This is a genomic window from Nocardioides koreensis (genome assembly GCF_039531775.1).
In the GTDB taxonomy this organism is placed as follows: Bacteria; Actinomycetota; Actinomycetes; order Propionibacteriales; family Nocardioidaceae; genus Nocardioides; species Nocardioides koreensis.
Map to the genome: position 1 here is coordinate 106,123 of NZ_BAAAQR010000001.1, position 19,290 is coordinate 125,412.

At 71.7% G+C, this 19,290-nt stretch carries 18 protein-coding genes; 9 read left to right on the forward strand and 9 right to left on the reverse strand.

Annotated features, from left to right (window positions below):
• Positions 1–36 precede the first annotated feature (36 nt).
• Positions 37–3,414 (forward strand): pyruvate carboxylase, encoded by a 3,378-nt coding sequence (locus ABD268_RS00460; RefSeq protein ID WP_344145916.1) that lies wholly within the window; start codon positions 37–39, stop codon positions 3,412–3,414.
• A 4-nt stretch (positions 3,415–3,418) separates the two neighbouring features.
• On the opposite strand, the gene ABD268_RS00465 is transcribed toward ABD268_RS00460, so the two are convergent.
• From ABD268_RS00465 to ABD268_RS00475, 3 genes are all read right to left on the reverse strand, one after another.
• Positions 3,419–4,669: an LssY C-terminal domain-containing protein gene (locus ABD268_RS00465; protein ID WP_344145919.1), complete on the reverse strand. Its 1,251-nt coding sequence runs from the start codon at positions 4,667–4,669 to the stop codon at positions 3,419–3,421.
• A gap of 29 nt (positions 4,670–4,698) precedes the next feature.
• Positions 4,699–5,973 (reverse strand): SpoIID/LytB domain-containing protein, encoded by a 1,275-nt coding sequence (locus tag ABD268_RS00470; protein WP_344145922.1) that lies wholly within the window; start codon positions 5,971–5,973, stop codon positions 4,699–4,701.
• 143 nt (positions 5,974–6,116) lie between these two features.
• Positions 6,117–7,301: a SpoIID/LytB domain-containing protein gene (locus ABD268_RS00475; RefSeq protein ID WP_344145925.1), complete on the reverse strand. Its 1,185-nt coding sequence runs from the start codon at positions 7,299–7,301 to the stop codon at positions 6,117–6,119.
• A gap of 91 nt (positions 7,302–7,392) precedes the next feature.
• Between ABD268_RS00475 and ABD268_RS00480 the strand changes: the two genes are divergently transcribed.
• Positions 7,393–8,076 carry a hypothetical protein gene (locus tag ABD268_RS00480; RefSeq protein WP_344145928.1) on the forward strand — a complete coding sequence of 228 codons (684 nt, stop codon included), beginning with the start codon at positions 7,393–7,395 and terminating at the stop codon, positions 8,074–8,076.
• A gap of 3 nt (positions 8,077–8,079) precedes the next feature.
• Here ABD268_RS00480 and ABD268_RS00485 read toward each other — a convergent pair whose 3' ends face one another.
• Together ABD268_RS00485 and lpdA are read right to left on the reverse strand one after the other, a co-directional pair.
• Positions 8,080–9,474 carry an NAD(P)H-quinone dehydrogenase gene (locus ABD268_RS00485; RefSeq protein ID WP_344145931.1) on the reverse strand — a complete coding sequence of 465 codons (1,395 nt, stop codon included), beginning with the start codon at positions 9,472–9,474 and terminating at the stop codon, positions 8,080–8,082.
• Positions 9,475–9,598: 124 nt separating this feature from the next.
• On the reverse strand, positions 9,599–10,990 hold the full coding sequence (lpdA, locus tag ABD268_RS00490; protein WP_344145934.1) for a dihydrolipoyl dehydrogenase: 1,392 nt from the start codon (positions 10,988–10,990) through the stop codon (positions 9,599–9,601).
• Positions 10,991–11,049: 59 nt separating this feature from the next.
• Between lpdA and ABD268_RS00495 the strand changes: the two genes are divergently transcribed.
• Positions 11,050–11,502, forward strand: coding sequence for a gamma-glutamylcyclotransferase (locus ABD268_RS00495; protein WP_344145937.1), 453 nt, complete (start codon positions 11,050–11,052; stop codon positions 11,500–11,502).
• Positions 11,503–11,506: 4 nt separating this feature from the next.
• Here ABD268_RS00495 and ABD268_RS00500 read toward each other — a convergent pair whose 3' ends face one another.
• Positions 11,507–11,896 (reverse strand): VOC family protein, encoded by a 390-nt coding sequence (locus ABD268_RS00500; protein WP_344145940.1) that lies wholly within the window; start codon positions 11,894–11,896, stop codon positions 11,507–11,509.
• Between the two features lie 68 nt (positions 11,897–11,964).
• Between ABD268_RS00500 and ABD268_RS00505 the strand changes: the two genes are divergently transcribed.
• The gene (locus ABD268_RS00505; protein ID WP_344145943.1) at positions 11,965–12,780 is read left to right on the forward strand and encodes a purine-nucleoside phosphorylase; all 816 of its coding nucleotides are present in this window, start codon (positions 11,965–11,967) and stop codon (positions 12,778–12,780) included.
• Complete coding sequence (locus ABD268_RS00510) at positions 12,780–13,577, forward strand: NAD-dependent epimerase/dehydratase family protein (protein ID WP_344145946.1); 798 nt, start codon at positions 12,780–12,782, stop codon at positions 13,575–13,577. Before ABD268_RS00505 ends, ABD268_RS00510 begins: the two co-directional genes overlap by 1 nt.
• Positions 13,578–13,581: 4 nt before the next feature.
• Here ABD268_RS00510 and ABD268_RS00515 read toward each other — a convergent pair whose 3' ends face one another.
• Together ABD268_RS00515 and ABD268_RS00520 are read right to left on the reverse strand one after the other, a co-directional pair.
• On the reverse strand, positions 13,582–14,187 hold the full coding sequence (locus tag ABD268_RS00515) for a hypothetical protein (protein WP_344145949.1): 606 nt from the start codon (positions 14,185–14,187) through the stop codon (positions 13,582–13,584).
• Between the two features lie 7 nt (positions 14,188–14,194).
• Positions 14,195–14,674 (reverse strand): DUF7144 family membrane protein, encoded by a 480-nt coding sequence (locus ABD268_RS00520; RefSeq protein ID WP_344145952.1) that lies wholly within the window; start codon positions 14,672–14,674, stop codon positions 14,195–14,197.
• Positions 14,675–14,851: 177 nt separating this feature from the next.
• On the opposite strand from ABD268_RS00520, the gene ABD268_RS00525 reads away from it, so the two are divergent.
• The 4 genes from ABD268_RS00525 (at position 14,852) to ABD268_RS00540 (ending at position 17,577) form a co-directional block, all read left to right on the forward strand.
• Positions 14,852–15,271: a MerR family transcriptional regulator gene (locus tag ABD268_RS00525; RefSeq protein ID WP_344145955.1), complete on the forward strand. Its 420-nt coding sequence runs from the start codon at positions 14,852–14,854 to the stop codon at positions 15,269–15,271.
• A gap of 9 nt (positions 15,272–15,280) precedes the next feature.
• Positions 15,281–16,276 carry an aldo/keto reductase gene (locus ABD268_RS00530; protein ID WP_344145958.1) on the forward strand — a complete coding sequence of 332 codons (996 nt, stop codon included), beginning with the start codon at positions 15,281–15,283 and terminating at the stop codon, positions 16,274–16,276.
• Positions 16,277–16,365: 89 nt separating this feature from the next.
• Positions 16,366–16,740 (forward strand): hypothetical protein, encoded by a 375-nt coding sequence (locus ABD268_RS00535; protein ID WP_344145960.1) that lies wholly within the window; start codon positions 16,366–16,368, stop codon positions 16,738–16,740.
• A gap of 15 nt (positions 16,741–16,755) precedes the next feature.
• Positions 16,756–17,577, forward strand: a complete 822-nt coding sequence (locus tag ABD268_RS00540) for an alpha/beta fold hydrolase (RefSeq protein ID WP_344145963.1) — start codon at positions 16,756–16,758, stop codon at positions 17,575–17,577.
• A 6-nt stretch (positions 17,578–17,583) separates the two neighbouring features.
• Here ABD268_RS00540 and ABD268_RS00545 read toward each other — a convergent pair whose 3' ends face one another.
• Entirely contained in the window at positions 17,584–19,128 is a 1,545-nt protein-coding gene (locus ABD268_RS00545; RefSeq protein ID WP_344145966.1) for a hypothetical protein, read from the reverse strand.
• Between the last annotated feature and the right edge of the window lie 162 nt (positions 19,129–19,290).

Here is a 19,290-nt window from a genome sequence, read left to right on the forward strand (position 1 = left end):
GCCCGACCCACCCCCGACGCCGCTAGCCTCGTCGCCATGTTCTCCAAGGTGCTGGTGGCCAACCGTGGCGAGATCGCGATCCGGGCCTTCCGCGCGGCGTTCGAGGTCGGCGCGCGAACCGTCGCGGTCTTCCCCCACGAGGACCGGTGGTCCGAGCACCGGCTGAAGGCCGACGAGGCCTACGAGATCGGCGAGCACGGGCACCCGGTCCGGGCCTACCTCGACCCCGAGGCGATCGTCGCGGTCGCGGTGCGCGCGGGTGCCGACGCGGTCTACCCCGGCTACGGCTTCCTCTCCGAGAACCCTGCGCTGGCCGAGGCCTGCGCGAACGCCGGCATCACGTTCGTGGGCCCCACCGCGGAGGTGCTCACGCTCACCGGCAACAAGGCCCGGGCGATCGCGGCCGCCAAGGCCGCCGGCGTCCCGACCCTGGCCTCGGTCGAGCCCTCGACCGACGTCGACGCCCTGGTCGAGGCGGCCGCCGAGCTGCCGTACCCGCTCTTCGTCAAGGCGGTCGCCGGTGGTGGCGGCCGCGGGATGCGGAAGGTCGACGACGCGGCCGACCTGCGCGAGGCCGTCGAGACCTGCATGCGCGAGGCCGAGGGCGCCTTCGGCGACCCCACCGTCTTCATCGAGCAGGCCGTGGTCGACCCTCGCCACATCGAGGTGCAGATCCTCGCCGACGGCGAGGGCAACGTGATCCACCTCTTCGAGCGCGACTGCTCGGTGCAGCGGCGGCACCAGAAGGTCGTCGAGATCGCGCCGGCGCCGAACCTCGACCCGGAGCTGCGCGACCGCATGTGCGCCGACGCCGTGCGCTTCGCCCGCGAGATCGGCTACCGCAACGCGGGCACCGTGGAGTTCCTGCTCGACCCCGAGGGCAACTACGTCTTCATCGAGATGAACCCCCGCATCCAGGTCGAGCACACGGTCACCGAGGAGGTCACCGACGTCGACCTCGTGCAGTCCCAGCTGCGGATCGCCTCGGGTGAGACGCTCGCCGACCTCGGGCTGTCCCAGGAGGACGTGGTGCTGCGCGGCGCCGCGCTCCAGTGCCGGATCACCACCGAGGACCCCGCGAACAACTTCCGGCCCGACACCGGGAAGATCACGACCTACCGCTCCCCCGGCGGGTCCGGGGTCCGCGTCGACGGCGGTACGACGTACACCGGCGCGGAGGTCTCCGCCCACTTCGACTCGATGCTGGCCAAGCTGACCTGCCGCGGCCGCACCTTCGAGAAGGCCGTGGAGAAGGCGCGCCGCGCGGTCGCGGAGTTCCGCATCCGCGGCGTCTCCACCAACATCGCCTTCCTCCAGGCGGTGCTCGAGGATCCCGACTTCGCCGGCGGCAACATCACCACCTCCTTCATCGAGACCCACCCCCAGCTGCTCGCGGCGCGCGGCAAGGGCGACCGCGGCAGCAAGCTGCTGCGCTACCTCGCCGACGTCACCGTCAACCAGCCGCACGGCCCGGCGCCGGTCAGCGTCGACCCGGCGACCAAGCTCCCCGAGATCAGCCTCGAGGTGCCCCCGCCGGACGGGTCCCGCCAGCTGCTGCTCGAGGTCGGTCCCGAGGAGTTCGCGCGCCGGCTGCGGCAGCAGACCCGGGTCGCCGTCACCGACACGACCTTCCGCGACGCCCACCAGTCGCTGCTCGCGACCCGGGTCCGCACCCGGGACCTGCTCGCCGTCGCCGGCCACGTCGCCCGGACCACGCCCGAGCTGTGGTCGCTCGAGGCGTGGGGCGGCGCGACGTACGACGTGGCGCTGCGCTTCCTCTCCGAGGACCCCTGGGAGCGGCTGGAGTCGCTGCGCCAGGCGGTCCCGAACATCTGCCTGCAGATGCTGCTGCGCGGTCGCAACACGGTCGGCTACACGCCCTACCCCACCGAGGTGACCGACGCGTTCGTCGACGAGGCCGCGCGCAGCGGGATCGACGTGTTCCGGATCTTCGACGCCCTCAACGACGTGCAGCAGATGCGGCCGGCGATCGAGGCCGTCCGCAGCACCGGGACGGCCGTGGCCGAGGTGGCGCTGTGCTACACCGGCGACCTCTCCGACCCGGGCGAGAAGCTCTACACGCTCGACTACTACCTCGCGCTCGCCGAGCGGATCGTCGACGCCGGCGCGCACGTGCTCGCGATCAAGGACATGGCCGGGCTGCTGCGTGCGCCGGCGGCCCGGACCCTGGTCTCCGCGCTGCGGGACCGCTTCGACCTGCCGGTGCACCTGCACACCCACGACACCCCCGGCGGCCAGCTCGGCACCCTGCTCGCGGCGATCGGGGCCGGCGTCGACGCGGTCGACGCCGCGACCGCCTCGATGGCCGGCACCACCTCGCAGCCTCCGTTGTCCGCGCTGGTCTCGGCGACCGACCACGGCGACCGCGAGACGGGCCTGTCGCTCGACGCGGTCTGCGCGCTGGAGCCCTACTGGGAGGCGACCCGACGGGTGTACGCGCCCTTCGAGTCGGGGCTGCCCTCGCCGACCGGGCGCGTCTACACCCACGAGATCCCGGGCGGGCAGCTGTCCAACCTGCGGCAGCAGGCGATCGCGCTCGGCCTCGGCGAGAAGTTCGAGCAGATCGAGGACATGTACGCCGCGGCGAACGACATCCTCGGCAACATCGTCAAGGTCACGCCCTCCTCCAAGGTGGTCGGCGACCTCGCGCTGCACCTGGTCGCGGTCGGTGCCGACCCGGCGGAGTTCGCCGACGACCCGGCGAAGTTCGACATCCCGGACTCGGTGATCGGCTTCCTCAACGGCGAGCTGGGCGACCCGCCCGGTGGCTGGCCGGAGCCGTTCCGCACCAAGGCGCTCGCCGGCCGCACCTGGAGGGCCCCGGCGGAGAAGCTGACCGACGAGCAGGCCGAGGGCCTGCGCACCGCCCGGCGGCGGACGCTCAACGAGCTGCTCTTCCCCGGCCCGACCCGGGAGTTCACCGAGGCCCGCGAGACCTACGGCGACGTGTCGGTGCTCCCGACCATGGACTACCTCTACGGGCTGCGCCACGGCGAGGAGCACGCGGTCGAGATCGCCGAGGGCAAGACCCTGATCCTGGGCGTCCAGGCCATCGGCGAGCCCGACGAGCGCGGCTTCCGCACCGTGATGGCCACCATCAACGGCCAGCTGCGGCCGATCAGCGTGCGCGACCGCAACGTGGCCGCCGAGGTCGCCGCGGCCGAGAAGGCCGACCCCGGCAAGCCGGGCGAGGTGGCCGCTCCGTTCCAGGGCGTGGTCACGATCGTGGTGGCCGAGGGTGACCAGGTCTCCGCGGGCGACACGGTGGCCACCATCGAGGCGATGAAGATGGAGGCCTCGATCACCGCACCCGTCGCCGGCACCGTGCAGCGGCTCGCGCTCGGCGACACCCAGGCCGTGGAGGGCGGCGACCTGGTGCTGGTCCTGGGCTGACAGATCAGGAGGGCCGCCGCCGGCACCACGCGGTGGCGACCGGCGAGGAGAGCGCCAGCACGACCAGGATCATCACCCCGGCGTGGTACATCGCGGTCAGCTGCCGGTCGGAGGCGCCGGTCAGCTCGTACTCCCAGAACTGCGCGACCACGATGAGGCTCGACACGAGCAGCAGCCACCGTCGGGCCCACGCCGACCGGCGCAGCATCATGACCGCGCAGAAGATCGACGTCGCGGCCAGCGCGACGACGCCACCCAGCAGCAGGCGCTCGGCGGTCGAGCTCGGGCCGCCCACGTCGAGCAGGGCCTCCAGCAGGACCAGCGGGCCCACGAGGATGGTGAGGACCGCGGGCAGCAGCACCTCGAAGGGCAGCCTCGCCGGGTCCTCGGACGGGTTCACCAGGGGGTCGGCGTCCGCGGCGGTCTCCACCGCGGAGAGGTCCACGACCGGAAGCGTTCCGTCGGTGTGCACGGTGTCACCGCCGCCGTTGCGGGAGTGGTAGCCGGTGGTGAAGTCGACGAGCGGGCGGATCGTCGCCCCGGGTACTGCCCGGAGGACCGAGTCCGCGATGAAGTCGCGCTCGACGTCGACGTCCGCGTCGATCTTGTGGGTCACCTGGAGCGTGAACAACGACAGCCCGACGCGCCGGTCGTAGGTGCCCGCGGCCAACCAGTCGACCCGGTGCCCGCCGGGCAGCACCCACCCGGGCGGGGTGCGCCACACCCGCACGTGGTGGCGCTGCCCGGGGTTCCCGGCCACCTCCTGCTGGAAGGCCGCGTCCTGCTGCCGGCCGAAGAGCATCAAGGGGCTCACGGGCGCCTCGGCGTAGCTGCGGTCCATCAGCGTCGAGCCGACGATCCGCACCGAGCTGCCGAGCGTCACGGGATCGGCCTTGATCCATCCCGCACGACGCAGCGCGGTGGACAGCTGCTCGCCGGTGCCGTTGAAGGCCAGGTTGAGCGGGTCCCCCAGCAGTCCGTCAGAGGTCCGGGTGCGCCCGATGAAGTAGTCCGGGACGTAGACCGAGGAGAGGATCCGGTTCAGTCGCGGCAGCACCAGGTAGGCCAGCACGAGCCAGAACACGACCAGGAAGCCCAGGCTCCACCACGACGGTCCGAAGCTGGCCCGCACGGCGTCCCACGCCAGCCAGGCGGCCGCCAGCGTGCCGAAGCCGAAGAAGACGCGGTCCACCAGGTGTGCCCGGTCCGTCGGACGGCCGGGCAGGTCGAGGATCTTGTCGGGGACCGCTGCCACCCGACGATGTTCTCACCGGTCCCGCGGGCTCAGCGACGTTCGAGGTCGGCGGCCATCAGCGAGGGGTTCGCCGTCGGCTGCGTCGCGGTCGCCGTGCGCGCCGAGCGCTGGGCGACCTTGAAGGTCAGCCAGGTCGACCGCAGCCCCAGGGCGGCCCGGAAGCTGTCCCCGGACACGACGACACGGTGCTTGCTGCCCACCAGGGTGATCGAGCGGAGCCGGCCGCCCCAGTCGCCGTTGCCGTCGCGGTCGGTGACGACCAGCTTCGTCAGGTCGCCGAGGGCGGGCCAGGTGTTCTCGAGGGTGGTGTCGGTGACTTTCTGGTCCCAGGTGTGGACCGGGTTGCCGGACCACCCGTCGTACGGGTCCTGGCGGGCGGGCAGGTAGGACACCGAGCCCGCCGAGGTCCAGCCTCCCGAGCTCGCGCCGAACTGGGTGAACGCCGGCTCCCCGCTCGCCAGCAGCACCTGCTGCCGGGTCGCGCCCACCGCGGCGTTCGAGGCAGGGTGCTCGGCGTCGTACCCGCCGTAGACCTGGCAGGAGGACGTGTCGCAGATCTGGTAGTCCGACCCGAGCGGGTGGTCGCGCTCGTACGCCGCGTAGGTGCGGGCCGCGACGGCCTGGGCGCGCACCGCCTCGGGGCTCCACAGCGCCGGCATCTCGAGCGGGACCACGCCCTTGAGGTAGCTCTCCAGCGACACGTCGTTGACGGTGCTGCGCGCCATCGACCCGTCGGAGGGCGCGGCGGCACGCAGCCGGCCGCGGTAGGCACGGGTGCCACCGGGCGTCACCAGCGTGACGGGCTTGGCGTGGGCGGAGAACTCACCCTCGCCCGTCAGCCTCCCCCACCCGTGCCAGGTGCCGTCCAGGTAGCCCACCCGGCTCTGCCCGTTCTTGGCCGGGACGACCCGCCAGCGGGTCGCGCCGTTGTCCGGGAGCTCGGTCTTCTCGCCGGTGGCCCGGTCCCGGAGCACCAGACCCTTGCGGGCGAGGACGACGAGGTCGTCACTGGTGTCGCCGGTGATCAGGACGTCGACCCGTCCCTTGGCGGTCCCCCAGCTCGTGCCCTGGTAGTAGAAGTTCGCGATCTGCCGGTAGGTCAGCCCCTCGCGGGCCGCGCCCTCCGCGCCGTACTGCGACATGCCGTGGCCGTGGCCGAACCCGTGGCCCCGGATCGTGACCGTGGCCTGGTGCGGCACCGACCAGCGGTCATCGGCGGCGTGGGCGGAGGTCGCGGACGCACCGATCAGGGCCGCCACGAGGAGGGCGCCGGCCGGAGCCGTGCGCCGTCGGAGGTTGCTCATGGTGGGTTCTCCCGGAACGGCAGTGACAACAGGGACGGGTGTGAACGCTCATCGCACCATGAGTCACAGCAGCCCCGCAATTCACATGGAAGAACTACAGATATGTAGTTCGCGGACCGGCCTCCGGCGGTCAGGTGGGGTGGCTACCGCGGCTGGACGTCACTGATCTCGAACATCGTGGAGCGCAGGCCGAAGTGGCTGCGGAAGCTCTCGCCGGTCACCGTGCCGCGCCACCCCGTCGTGCTGGCCAGCTCGACCGTCTCGACCCGCCCTCCCCGGCCGCCCTGTCCGTCGCGGGCGGTGATGCTGATCGACTCGAGGTCCTCGATGTTGTACGCGTCCTCGATGTCGGTGTCGCTCACCGTGGCGGTCCAGCCGTAGTAGTCCGTCGAGCTCCCCTCGTAGGGATCCTCCTGGGCCGGCAGGTACGGGAACTGGCCGGCCACGGTCCAGCCACCGTTGCTGGCCGAGAACTGCGCGAAGGCCGTCCCGCCTTGATGGGTCAGCACCCGGCGCGCGGTGGCCCGGACGGCGTCGTTCGAGCTGGCGCTCTCCGCCGAGAAGCCGCCATAGGCCTGGCAGGCGGCGGTGTCGCAGAGGTCGAAGGCGCGATTGTTCGTGTGCTCCCGCTCGTAGGCCGCATAGGTGCGCGAGGCCACGGCCTGGGCCCGGAGCGCCTGCTGGGGCCACGAGGCATACATCTCGGCGGGGACCACGCCACGCACGTAGCTCTCCATCGGCAGCACGTTGACGGTGAGGCGGGTGCCGTTGCGGACGGTCGAGCGCAGCGCCCCGCGGTAGGCCACGACACCGTCCGGCGTGCGCAGCTCGAGCGGTCTGCCGCCGGCAGCGAGCTCGGCGTCGCCCTTCACGGTGCGCCAGGTGTGCCAGGCCGACGTGCGGTAGGAGATCACGTTGCGCCCGCCCGAGGGCCGGATCCGCCACCTCGTGGCCTTGGGCAGGTCCGGGCGCCACACCCGCCCGGAGGCGAGGTTGCGCACGGTGAGGCCCCGGCGGTCGTCCACGACCAGGTCCCGGTCGTCGTCCGCGCTGATCCGGACTTTCACCCTGCCGGCCAGGTCGTCGAACCTCGTGCCCGGGTAGTAGAAGCGCAGGACCTGCTTGAAGTTCAGGCCCTTGCGAGCGGCGCCGTACGCGCCGTACTGCGACATGCCCTTGCCGTGCCCGTACCCGTCGCCATCGATCGAGATGGTGGCGGGACCGGGCACCGGCCAGGGGTCGTCGGCGAAGGCTGCGGCGGTCGGCAGCAGCCCGGCGACGACCGCCGAGCCGGCAAGAGCGGCGATGGTGCGGCGCAGTGTGGACACGGGACCCCCGAGAGCTGAGACGGACGAGCCGGACGATCCGAACACGGCGGACGTCGACGCGCAAGCGGAAAAGTGGACGTACTCTCCTCGCATGGTGTGGTTTCTCAGGGCCCGCAAGGAACGTCGACTGGCCGCGTTGGAGGAGTTCCGGCAGGCACGCAAGCTGATCGACGAGGACGTCACCGTCTTCGGCGAGCAGCTCTCCGACCTCCACGTCGAGACGCTGACGACCGAGCTGGACCGCGACGTGCGTGCCGACTACCAGCGGGCGCTGGACCTCTACGAGGAGTCCAAGACGGCGCTGCGCGAGGCCGACGACCTGGGTCCGCTGCTGGCGATCGAGAAGGTCCTGGACGACGGACGCTTCCGCCTGGCCTGCGTCCTCGCCGCCCGCGACGGTGTGGAGCTCCCGCAGCGGCGCGAGCCGTGCTTCTTCAACCCCCAACACGGACCCGCCGTGAAGGACGTCGCCTGGACGCCACCGGGCGGGGTCGAGCGCGAGGTGGCCGTGTGCCGCTCCGACGCCCGCCGGATCGAGGGCGGCGACGAGCCCGAGGTGCGACTGGTGCGGATGGGCGACCGCTACGTCCCGTGGTACGCCGTCGCGGCGCCGGCTCCCGGCAGCTCGGTGGGCGGCACGATCGCCGCGATCACCGGCCGACGAGCGCACGTGATCCGCGGCAACACCCCCGACACCAACCGCCACGTCGCCGAGGCGCACGCCCGTGCGGGCCTGAACAACATGGGCGGCAGCGGAGGGATGGGCGGTATCTAGCCCTCAGACCCGGTGCAGCCGGCGGGCGGCCTCGGCGATCGAGCCGCTCATGGACGGGTAGACCGTGAAGACCTGGGCGAGCTGGTCGGCGGTCAACGACTCCGCCACCGCGATGGTGATCGGGTGGATGAGCTCGCTGGCCCGCGGCGCCACCACGACGCCGCCGACCACGATGCCGGTGCCCGGGCGGCAGAACAGCTTCACGAAGCCGTCGTGGACGCCCTGCATCTTCGCGCGCGGGTTGCCGGACAGCGGCAGCGTCACGACCTCGGCCTGCATCTCGCCGCTGTCGACGGACTGCTGCGACCAGCCGACGGTGGCGATCTCGGGGGCCGTGAAGACGTTCGACGAGACCTTCTTCAGGTCCAGCGGGTGCACGGTGTCGCCGAGGAAGTGCCACATCGCGATCCGGCCCTGCATCGCGGCCACCGAGGCGAGCATGAGCACGCCGGTGCAGTCGCCGGCGGCGTACACGCCCCGGGCCGAGGTCCGCGAGACCCGGTCCACGTTGATGAAGCCGCCGTCCTTGAGGAGGACCCCGGCCTCCTCGAGCCCCATGTCGGCGGTGTTGGGCACCGATCCGAGCGCGAGGATGCAGTGGGAGCCCTCGACGGTGCGACCGTCGGTGAGCGTCACGGTCACGGTGTCACCCGACCGGGTCACCGACTCCATCCGCGACTTCGAGAGCACGTCCATCCCGCGACGGGTCAGCACCTGCTCGAGCACCGCTGCCGCGTCGGCGTCCTCGCCGGGCAGCACCCGGTCGCGTGAGGAGACCAGGGTGACGTCGATGCCGAGCGCGAGGTAGGCGCTGGCGAACTCGGCACCCGTGACGCCGGAGCCGACCACGATCAGCCGGGAGGGCGTCTCGGTCAGGTCGTAGACCTGCTCCCAGGTGAGGATCCGCTCGCCGTCGGGCTGGGCGGTCGGCAACGTGCGCGGGGCGGCGCCGGTGGCGACCAGCACGGCGTCGGCCTCGAGCGCCTCCTCGGACCCGTCGGCGCGCGTCACCAGCACCCGGCCGGGGCCGTCGAGGCGGCCGCGGCCCTCGATGATCGTGACGTCCTCGCGGGCCAGGCGCCGGCCGATGTCGGCGGACTGGTCGGCGGCGAGCTGCTTGACGCGGGCGTTGACCCGGGCCAGGTCCACGCGGAGCGTGGTGGCGGCGTCACCCTCCTGGTCCTGGAAGTTGACGCCGAGCTCGGCCGCACCGGCCACGTCGGTCATCAGCTCGGCGGTGGCGATCAGGGTCTTGCTCGGCACGCAGTCGGTGAGCACCGCCGAGCCACCCAGGCCGTCGGTGTCGACGACCGTGACGTCCGCGCCCAGCTGCGCGGCGACGAGGGCCGACTCGTAGCCGCCGGGCCCGCCGCCGATGATGACAACGCGCTCGCTCACAAGGAGATCCTCTCGTCTTGCCGGGTCTCGACACGTCGGACCGCAGCTTCGTTCCTCAGCCGCGCCGACTGCTCGACCTGGCCGAGCCCACGCCGCGCGCTCGTTCCTCGCGCCCGGCTGCTCGTCACAGGTTGATCATGTGGCCGGCGAGGCCCTCGACGGCCTCCTTCATCGCCTCCGACAGGGTCGGATGGGCGAAGATGTTGCGGGCCACCTCGTCCGCGGTGAGGTCCCACTGCTGGGCCAGCGTGAGCGCCGGCAGCAGCTCGGTGACCTCGGGGCCGATCAGGTGGGCGCCGACGATCTCGTTGTGCTCAGCGTCGGCCACGATCTTCACGAACCCGACGCCCTCGGCCATGCCGCGCGCCTTGCCGTTGGCCGAGAAGGGGAACATCGCGGTCTTGACGTCGTACCCCTTCTCCTTGGCCTGGGCCTCGGAGTAGCCGAACGACGCGATCTGCGGCTGGCAGAAGGTCGCGCGCGGGATCATGTCGAAGTTGATCTCGAGGGTCTCGGCGTCGGCGATCGTCTCGGCGGCGACGACCCCCATCGCCTCGGCCGTGTGGGCCAGCATCAGCTTGCCGGTCACGTCGCCGATCGCGTAGACGCCCTGGACGTTGGTGCGGCCGCGGGCGTCGATCGCGATGGCACCGCGCTCGGTCAGCTCGACACCGGCGGCGTCGAGGCCGTAGCCCTCGACGCGCGGCGCGAAGCCGATCGCCTGCAGCACCTTGTCGGCCTCGAGGGTCTCCTCCTTGCCGTCCTTGCTGACGGTGACCTTGACCTTGTCGCCGCTGTCGTCGATGCCCTCGACCTTGGTGGAGAGCAGCACCTTCACGCCGAGCTTCTTGTACTGCTTGAGCAGCTCCTTGGAGACGTCCGCGTCCTCCGTGGGGACCATCCGGTCGAGGAACTCCACGATCGTGACGTCCACGCCGAAGTTCTTCATCACGTAGGCGAACTCGACGCCGATCGCACCGGAGCCGGCGATGATGATCGATCCCGGGAGCTGGTCGGTGAGGATCTGCTCCTCGTAGGTCACGACGCGCTCGCTGAGCTTGGTGCCCGGGATCAGTCGGGTCTTGGCGCCGGTGGCGATGATCAGGTTGTCGCAGGTGTAGGACGTCGTACGACCGTCCTTGTCCTGGACGTCGACGGCCTTGGGGCCGGTGATGGTGCCCCAGCCGTCGATCTCGGTGATCTTGTTCTTCTTCATCAGGTAGTGCACGCCCTTGGCGCTCGCCTCGGCGACACCACGGCTGCGCTTGTGCGTCACGCCGAAGTCCATGGTGGCGTCCCCGGAGATGCCGAAGACGTCCTTCTCCTTGGTGATGATGTGCGCGATCTCCGCGTTGCGCAGCAGTGCCTTGGAGGGGATGCAACCCACGTTGAGGCAGACGCCGCCCCAGTACTTCTCCTCGATCACTGCCACGGACTGGCCGAGCTGGGCTGCGCGGATGGCCGCCACGTAACCACCGGGGCCGGCACCAAGGACGAGAACGTTGAAGTGGGTCACGGCGGTCAGCCTATGAGTTGCGCCCGCGCGTGACCAAGGCAGGGACTAATCTGCAGCCCGTGACGCTCTACGCCGCCTACGGGACCAACCTCGATCCCGCCCGGATGAGTGAGCGCTGTCCGCACTCCCCGCTGCGGACCACCGGCTGGCTCGAGGGCTGGCGGCTGACCTTCGGCGGCGAGGAGCACGGCTGGGACGGCGCGCTGTCCACGATCGTGCAGGACCCCTTCGACCAGGTCTTCGTGGCGGTCTACGACATCACCCGCGACGACGAGCAGTCGCTCGACGGCTGGGAGGCCGCGGACCTCGGGCTCTACCGCAAGACCAAGGTGCGGGTCTCGACGATGACCGGCGAGATCGTCGTGTGGACCTACGTGCTCGATGCCTACGAGGGCGGCCTGCCCTCGGCGTCGTACCTCGGGGTCCTGGCCGACGCGGCCGAGGCCGCCGACGCCCCGGCCGACTACGTGGCCGGGCTGCGCGGGCGGCCCTGCCGCTCGACGGGGCTGTAGCCGGTCAGTCCCCCGGCTGGGCGGTGTGGCAGACCGCCTCGACGTTGTTGCCGTCGGGATCGCGCACGAACGCGCCGAAGTAGTGCTCGTGGTACTCCGGCCACAGCCGGGGCTCGTGCAGCACCTCCGCGCCCAGGCCGGTGGCGGCGTCGAAGAACGCCCGCACCGTCGCGGCGTCGGGCGCCGTGAAGGCGATGTGCACCTCCCGGTTGGGGCCGGAGGCGGGCCCCTCCGAGGGCTGCTCGCTGATCCAGAAGGCGGGCCCGTCGGTGCCGTAGCCGATGGCCACCCCGAAGTCCATCAGCCGGGAGTGGCCGAGGACGCCGAGGACCTTGTCGTAGAACGCTGCCGACGCCTGCAGGTCGGCGCAGTTGATGCCGAAGTGATCGATCATGGGTCGATCCTGCACCCGTCCCCCGACATTTCGGTGCGATCCGGAACCCGCCACTAGAGTCGCCGCTTGTGACCGACCAGCAGACCATCTCGCAGACCCCCCAGCAGCAGGCGCAGGAGGCGGCCGACCGCCTCGCCGAGCTGACCGGCGTGCCCCGGCACGACGTCGCCCTGGTCCTGGGCTCCGGCTGGCTGCCGGCCGTCGACGCGCTCGGCGAGGCCACCGCCGAGATCTCCACCACCGACCTGCCCGGCTTCTCCGCGGCCGCGGTCGCCGGCCACTCCGGCAAGATCCGCTCGGTCCGCGCCGGGGACCGGAACCTCCTGGTCTTCCTCAGCCGCACCCACTACTACGAGGGCAAGGGCGTCCGCGCCGTCGTCCACGGTGTGCGTACGGCGGCCGCGGCGGGCTGCCGCACGATCGTGCTGACCAACGGCTGCGGCGGGCTCAAGGAGACCTGGACGCCCGGCACGCCGGTGCTCATCAGCGACCACATCAACCTCACCGGCAAGTCGCCGATCGAGGGTGCCCACTTCGTCGACCTGACCGACCTCTACTCGAGCCGGCTGCGCGGTCTGTGCCGCGAGGTCGACCCGTCGCTGGACGAGGGTGTCTACGTCCAGTTCCCCGGCCCCCACTACGAGACCCCCGCCGAGATCGGCATGGTCCGCGCGATCGGCGGGCAGCTGGTGGGCATGAGCACCACGCTCGAGGCCATCGCGGCCCGCGAGGCCGGCATGGAGGTCCTCGGCATCTCCCTGGTCACCAACCTGGCCGCCGGGATCAGCGGCGAGCCGTTGAACCACGAGGAGGTCCTCGAGGCCGGCCGCGCCGCCGCCTCCCGCATGGGAGACCTGCTCGGCCGGATCGTGCCGAGGATCTGATGCGCGTCCTGGTCACGGGCGCGGCCGGGAGCATCGGGCGGGTCCTCACCGTGGGCCTGGCCGACCGGGGCCACGAGGTGGTGGGGCTCGACCTCGTGCCCGCCACCGAGGGCTTCGAGGGTCGCTGGCACCTCATCGACTGCGCGGACCCGGACGCGGTCGCGGCGGTCTTCGCCGAGGAGCGCCTCGACGGGGTCGTCCACCTGGCCGGCCACCCCGACGAGGCCGGCCTGCGCGACTCGATGACCTCCCACGTCGTCACCACGGCCGCACTGCTGGACGCCATGGTCGAGCACGACGTGACCCGCCTGGTCTACGCCTCGTCCAACCACGCGGTCGGCCGGACCCCGCGGACCGACCTGCTGTCCACCGACGTCCGGCCACGTCCGGACACGTTCTACGGCGTCGGCAAGGTCGCCGCCGAGGCCGTGATGAGCCTGTACGCCGACCGGTACGGCCTCGACACCGTCGCCTGCCGGATCGGCTCCTTCCTCCCCGAGCCGGAGACGACCCGCCACCTCGCCACCTGGCTGTCCCACGACGACTGCGTGCGCATGGTCGAGGCGTCGCTGACGGCCCCCGCCCCCGGCTTCGCGGTGCTCTACGGCATCTCCGCCAACACGCGGGCCTGGTGGGACCTCGCACCCGGGCACGCCCTCGGGTACGACCCGCAGGACGACGCGGAGGAGTTCGCGGACCGGGTCCGCGCGCGCGTCGAGGACGAGTCCGACGCCACCCACGTCGGCGGACCGATGGTGACCGAGGAGCTCTACCGGCTGGCGCTCGACCGCGCCTGACCCCTCACCGCGAGGCGGCGGGACGTCGGCTCTGCCTGATCAGCAGCAACGCCCCGATCAGGAAGGCCAGGGCCCCGAGGGCTGTCGTCGCGTTGGCCACGCCCGCGTCCAGCGCCTCGGCCGTCGAGGGCACGACGTACGCCGCCGCGGCCGACACCCCGAAGGCGACGCACCCGGCGAGGTTCACCGACGCCATCCGGCCGTCCGCCGTTCGCGGCGGCAGCCGCCGCCAGGAGCCGCCCACCCCGACGTAGGCGAGGGCTCCGGAGACGAGGAAGCACACCGAGCCGAACGCGTCCGGTCGCCAGACGACCTGGTTGTAGTCGGCGGCGCCGACCGCCGTGTCGAGGGCCCGGAACGTGGTGACGTTGAAGAACAGGGTGCCCACCAGCTGCCACGCGCTGCTCCACCAGTCGGTGCCGCCGGGTGGCCGAGCCGGCAGCCACTGCAGCGTGGCCGCCGAGGTGAAGAACAGTGAGCCCACGAAGAACACGGCGGCGTCGGCACGAGCCCCGACCAGCTCGGCGAAGCCCGGGAAGGGGCCGACCAGGAAGCACGTCGATCCGACGACGAACAGCGACCCCGTCCACGTGTCCTTCGCGGAGGTCACGCGCCCGTCAGGTCCGGTTGGCCCGCATCTCCCGGCCGTGCACGGTGATCGCCCAGATCACCAGGATGTCGAGGGCGATCATGATCGTGGACCAGACGGGGTAGGCCGCCAGGAAGGCGACGTTGACGACAGCACTGGCCAGGGCCACCAGGACGCCCACGATCCGCGCCCACATCTGCGCCACGAGCAGCCCGGCTCCCGCGGCGGCCACGAGCACGCCCAGGACCAGGTGGACCCATCCCCAGGTCGTGTAGTCGACGTGCAGGGTGAGTCCGTTCTTGCCGACCAGGAAGTACTCGTCGCGGAACAGCGCGACGAGTCCCTGGATGGCATGGAAGATGCCCAGCATCAGCATCATCGTGGCCGCGAACAGGATCCAGCCCATCCAGCCGGTCTGCTCCGGCTGTCCCGGGACCCCGTTGGGGCTCGGCGTACCGGACGGAGTGGTCGCCCGGTGCGTGGCGGTGCCGGTGTTCGTCTCGGCCATGGCTGGCTCCTCGTCGTCGGTGATGGATCCAGCCTCATCCGCGCGCCCTCCGGCGTCCTCATCCGCAGCGGGCGATAACCTCCCTCGTCCCTCGCGCAGACCGTCCGGCGCGAAGCGCGTCCGCGCCCCGCTCCGCCGTCTTGACCTGGAGCGCACTCCAACCCTGACACTGGTGCCATGAACCCCACTGCCGGCCTGTCCATCGCCGACGCGTCCGAGCGCACCGGGCTGACGCCCGACACGCTGCGCTACTACGAGCGCGACGGGCTGATGCTGCACGCGGTAGGCCGCTCCAGCACGGGGCACCGGCGCTACACCGAGACGGACCTGCGCTGGATCCGGCTGATCACCCGGCTCCGGGCCACGGGCATGCCGATCCGCGCCGTCCGCCGGTACGCCGACCTGGTCCGGCAGGGCGACGGCAACGAGCAGGAGCGGCTGGACCTGCTGCGTGCGCACCGCCAGCAGGTGCTCGCCCAGCTGGCCGAGGTGCAGGACCACCTCGGTGCCATCGACGCCAAGATCGGGATCTACGTCGAGAAGCTCGAGAACACGTTGCAGCCCACACTTGACCTGGAGCGCACTCCAACCGTTTGAGTGGGGCGCATGACTGTTCAGCAGCGCACCCTCGGAACCACGTCCCCGCTCACCGTCTCGGCCCTCGGCCTCGGCTGCATGGGCATGTCGGAGTTCTACGGCACCGGCGACGAGCGGCAGGGCATCGAGACCATCAACCGGGCCCTCGACCTCGGCGTGACCTTCCTCGACACCGCCGACATGTACGGCCCCTTCACCAACGAGCAGCTCGTCGGCAAGGCGATCGCCGGCCGCCGCGGCGAGGTCCAGCTCGCCACGAAGTTCGGCAACGAGCGCGAGCCCGACGGGACCCGGGTCGGCATCAACGGCCGCCCGGAGTACGTCCGCTCCGCCTGCGACGCCTCCCTGCGGCGACTCGGCGTCGACCACATCGACCTGTACTACCAGCACCGCGTCGACCGCAGCGTGCCGATCGAGGAGACGGTGGGCGCGATGGCCGAGCTCGTCGACGCAGGCAAGGTGCGGCACCTCGGGCTCTCCGAGGCCTCGGCCGCCAACATCCGCAAGGCGCACGCCACGCACCCGATCACCGCGCTCCAGACGGAGTACTCGCTCTTCACCCGCGACCTCGAGGACGAGATCCTGCCGACGATCCGCGAGCTCGGGATCGGCCTGGTGCCCTACTCCCCGCTGGGTCGCGGCATCCTCACCGGCGCGATCACCGACAGCGCGTCGCTCGACGACAACGACTCGCGGCGCACTGCGTACTTCCCCCGGTTCGCCGGCGAGAACCTGGACACCAACCTCGCGCTCGTGGCCAAGGTCCGCGAGATCGCCGAGCAGAAGGGGTGCACGCCGGGCCAGCTCGCCCTCGCCTGGGTGCTCGCCCAGGGCGACGACGTGGCGCCCATCCCCGGCACCAAGCGCGTGAAGTACCTCGAGGAGAACGTCGCCGCAGCCGACGTCGAGCTCAGCGACGTCGATCTCAAGGCACTCGAGGACGCGGTCCCGCGTGGCGCCGTCGCCGGCGACCGGTACGGCGACATGAGCCACATCGACTCCTGACCCGCGCCGCCGCCCCGCTCACCCCTCGGGGGGTCGACGGGGCGGCCGCCTCTTGACAGGGTGGGCGCGACCCTACGAGGGAGGTCACGGTGGGCGAGACACGCCACGAGGACGAATCCGACCAGAGGCTCCAGGCGCCTTCTCAGTCCGAGATCGAGGAGATCGAGGCCGAGCGCGAGCGCCGGCTCGACCCCGAGAACCGCCCGGAGAACGCCGAGATCGACAACTCCGACAAGGAGCTGCCCACGGTCAAGGAGTTCGAGGAGCTCAACTCCGGCGGCGAGCAGGAGGGCAGCGCCGGCAGCGCCGACCCGAGCGAGATCTTCCGCGAGATGAAGCCGTCGGAGGAGGAGGTCGCCGAGATCGAGGAGGAGCGGGCGCGTCGCCTCGCCCCCGAGAACCGCCCCGAGAACGCCGAGATCGACAACACCGGCGACAACATGCCGGACGTGGCCAAGGACTGAGGGCTCGCGGCCGCCGTGCTGACCGAAGGGTTCTCGTGGCGGGGCCGCGACGTCCGCTGGGGACGTGTCGGCTCCGGCCCCGATGTCGTGTTCTGCCACGGCACGCCGTGGTCGTCGGAGCTGTGGCGGCCGTGCGCGGAGGCACTTGCCCCGTACTTCACGGTGCACCTCTGGGACATGCCCGGATACGGCCGGTCGTCGAAGCACCCCCAGCACCGGGTCTCGTTGGATGTCCAGGGTGAGCTGTTCGCCGATCTGCTCGACCACTGGGGCGTGCGGTCGCCCCACGTGGTTGCCCACGACTACGGCGGGGCCGTCGCTCTGAGAGCGCACCTGCTGCACGGGGCGTCCTACACGTCGATGGCCCTGGTGGACGTCGTCGCGCTGGCGCCGTGGGGATCGGACTTCTTCCGCCTGGTGCGGGAGCACCCTGACGTCTTCGGCGCCCTTCCGAGTGCCGTCCACGAGGGCGCCCTCCGCGCCTACATCGCCGGCGCCAGCCATGCCGGCATCGCGTCGGCCGCGATGGACACGCTGGTTTCGCCGTGGCTCGGCGGGCCGGGACAGGCTGCCTTCTACCGGCAGATCGCTCAGGCCGACGAGGCGTACACGGACGAGATCGAGCACCTGTACCCCGAGATCGACCTGCCGGTCCTGATCGCCTGGGGGCGCGAGGACACCTGGATCCCCGTGGACCGGGCTCACCGGCTGAGCGAGCTCATCCCCGGGGCGCAGCTCCGGCTGGTGGACGGCGCAGGCCACCTGATCCAGCTCGACCAGCCGACGGCGCTGGCGACGACACTCACCCGGTGGCTCGATTCCCGTCGAACAGCGTGAACCCGCTCAGCCGGCCTTGCTGGCGCAGTGTTCCCACCAGATGCGGGCGAGGCTGCGTTCGAGGGGGTCGTCGCTGGTGACGGCGGCGACGACTTTCTGGTCGACCAGGTGGGTGCCGTTGGCGTCCACGATGCGCAGCCGCCCGTGCGGGGTGCGCCAGGCCCAGGCGGTGGTGCCGACCTGGGCGACGGTGTAGCCGAGGTGGGTCTTGGCCCGGTGGCTGGTCCGGGTGATGGGGGCGGCGTTGTGGTCGCCGGTCTGTTTCGGGGGTCCGGTGGGGTCGTAGGGGGTGGGGTGGTCCAGGTCGATGCGTTGTCGCATCCCGGTGACCCGGCCCGAGTGCGGGATCGCTTCGGCGGGCATCCGCAACCGCGTGCGGTGCCGGACCGCCTGGGGGAACTCGTAGCCGTCCACGGCGTGCCGGTCGGCCAGGTCGATCACCGGCGTGACGGTGACCCGGGTGTGAGCCACCAGACCCACGACTTGTTCGAGCAGGTGCGGGCCGATCCCCTCCACGCGGGCGACGCCGGGGGTGCCGTCCAGCACCTCCTGGTGCAGGTGCACGAACAGCTGCACGGCCGGGGCGAGCTTGGTCAGGTCGGCGGTGCGGAACAGCTCCAGGGCCCGCTGCGACAGCGCCGTGGAGCGGGACTCCGCCAGCGGGTCACCAGTCTGGACCTCCGGCTCGGGCTCCAGTTCCGGGGCCTGATCGATGTCGGCCTCGGGCTTTTCGACTTCGACGGACTCGGCGACCTCGAGGAGTAGCTGGAGGAGCTCGGCGGGGCGGGCCAGCCACCCGAACGCGAGCGCGCGGAGCTCGTCGCGGGTCAGGTCGGCCCCGGGCGCCTCGGGGCGCAGGTCCGGGCGGGCGGCGAGGATGTCGGCGACCCGGTCCACGGTGGCGTCGATCCAGACCGCGTCCCCGGCGGCGACCCGGGCGATCACCGTGCGCAGCCCGTGCTCGTCGGTCCGGGACAGCCCCACGTACCGGCGCCGCCGCTCCGCCGCCAGCTTCTCGGCGTGCCCGGCGACGTCGGCCTCGATGATCGCGGCCTCCGCGATCGCCAGCACCCGGCCCGCGGACAGCCGGCCGAGGACCGTCGCGACCGCGACGTCGACCAGCCCCACCAGCCCCAGCGGCAGGTCCCGGGTCTTGGCGGCGACCTTGCGGGCCACGAACGCGTCCCCGGCCAGCGCCTCCAGCCGGGCCCAGGTCAACGGCAGCCGGTGCCGCAGGTCCAGCACGTCGGCCACCAGCGCCCGCGCGGCCTGGGCGTGCACCTGCCGCGCGATCCCCAGCTCGTGGAAGCACAGCTCCCGCACCTTCGGGGTGCCCTCCCCGGCCACCGCGACCAGCCGGTCCGCGCCCGGCCGGCCCCGCACGAACCCCGGATCCTCCCGCGGGTCACTCCCGTGCAGCGCGGCCCAGTGCGCCGCGACCCGCAGGTCCTCCAGCTCCACCTCGCGGCGCCGGACCACCAGCCGCTCGGCCAACGCCAACGTCTCCACGGCGTCCGCCGGCAGCGCGTCGAGTTCCGGAGCCGGGTCCATACCTGATTTTATCGAACATACGTTCGAGCTGACAAGACCTCCGTCAGCATCTGTGGATGTCATGTCTCAAGACATCGGTGACAGTTCCGCGTCAGGACAGCGGTGACACATCCCGGGTGCTTCGTGGTGACACTCCTGGCGCTCTTCGAGCGGTGCCGACTG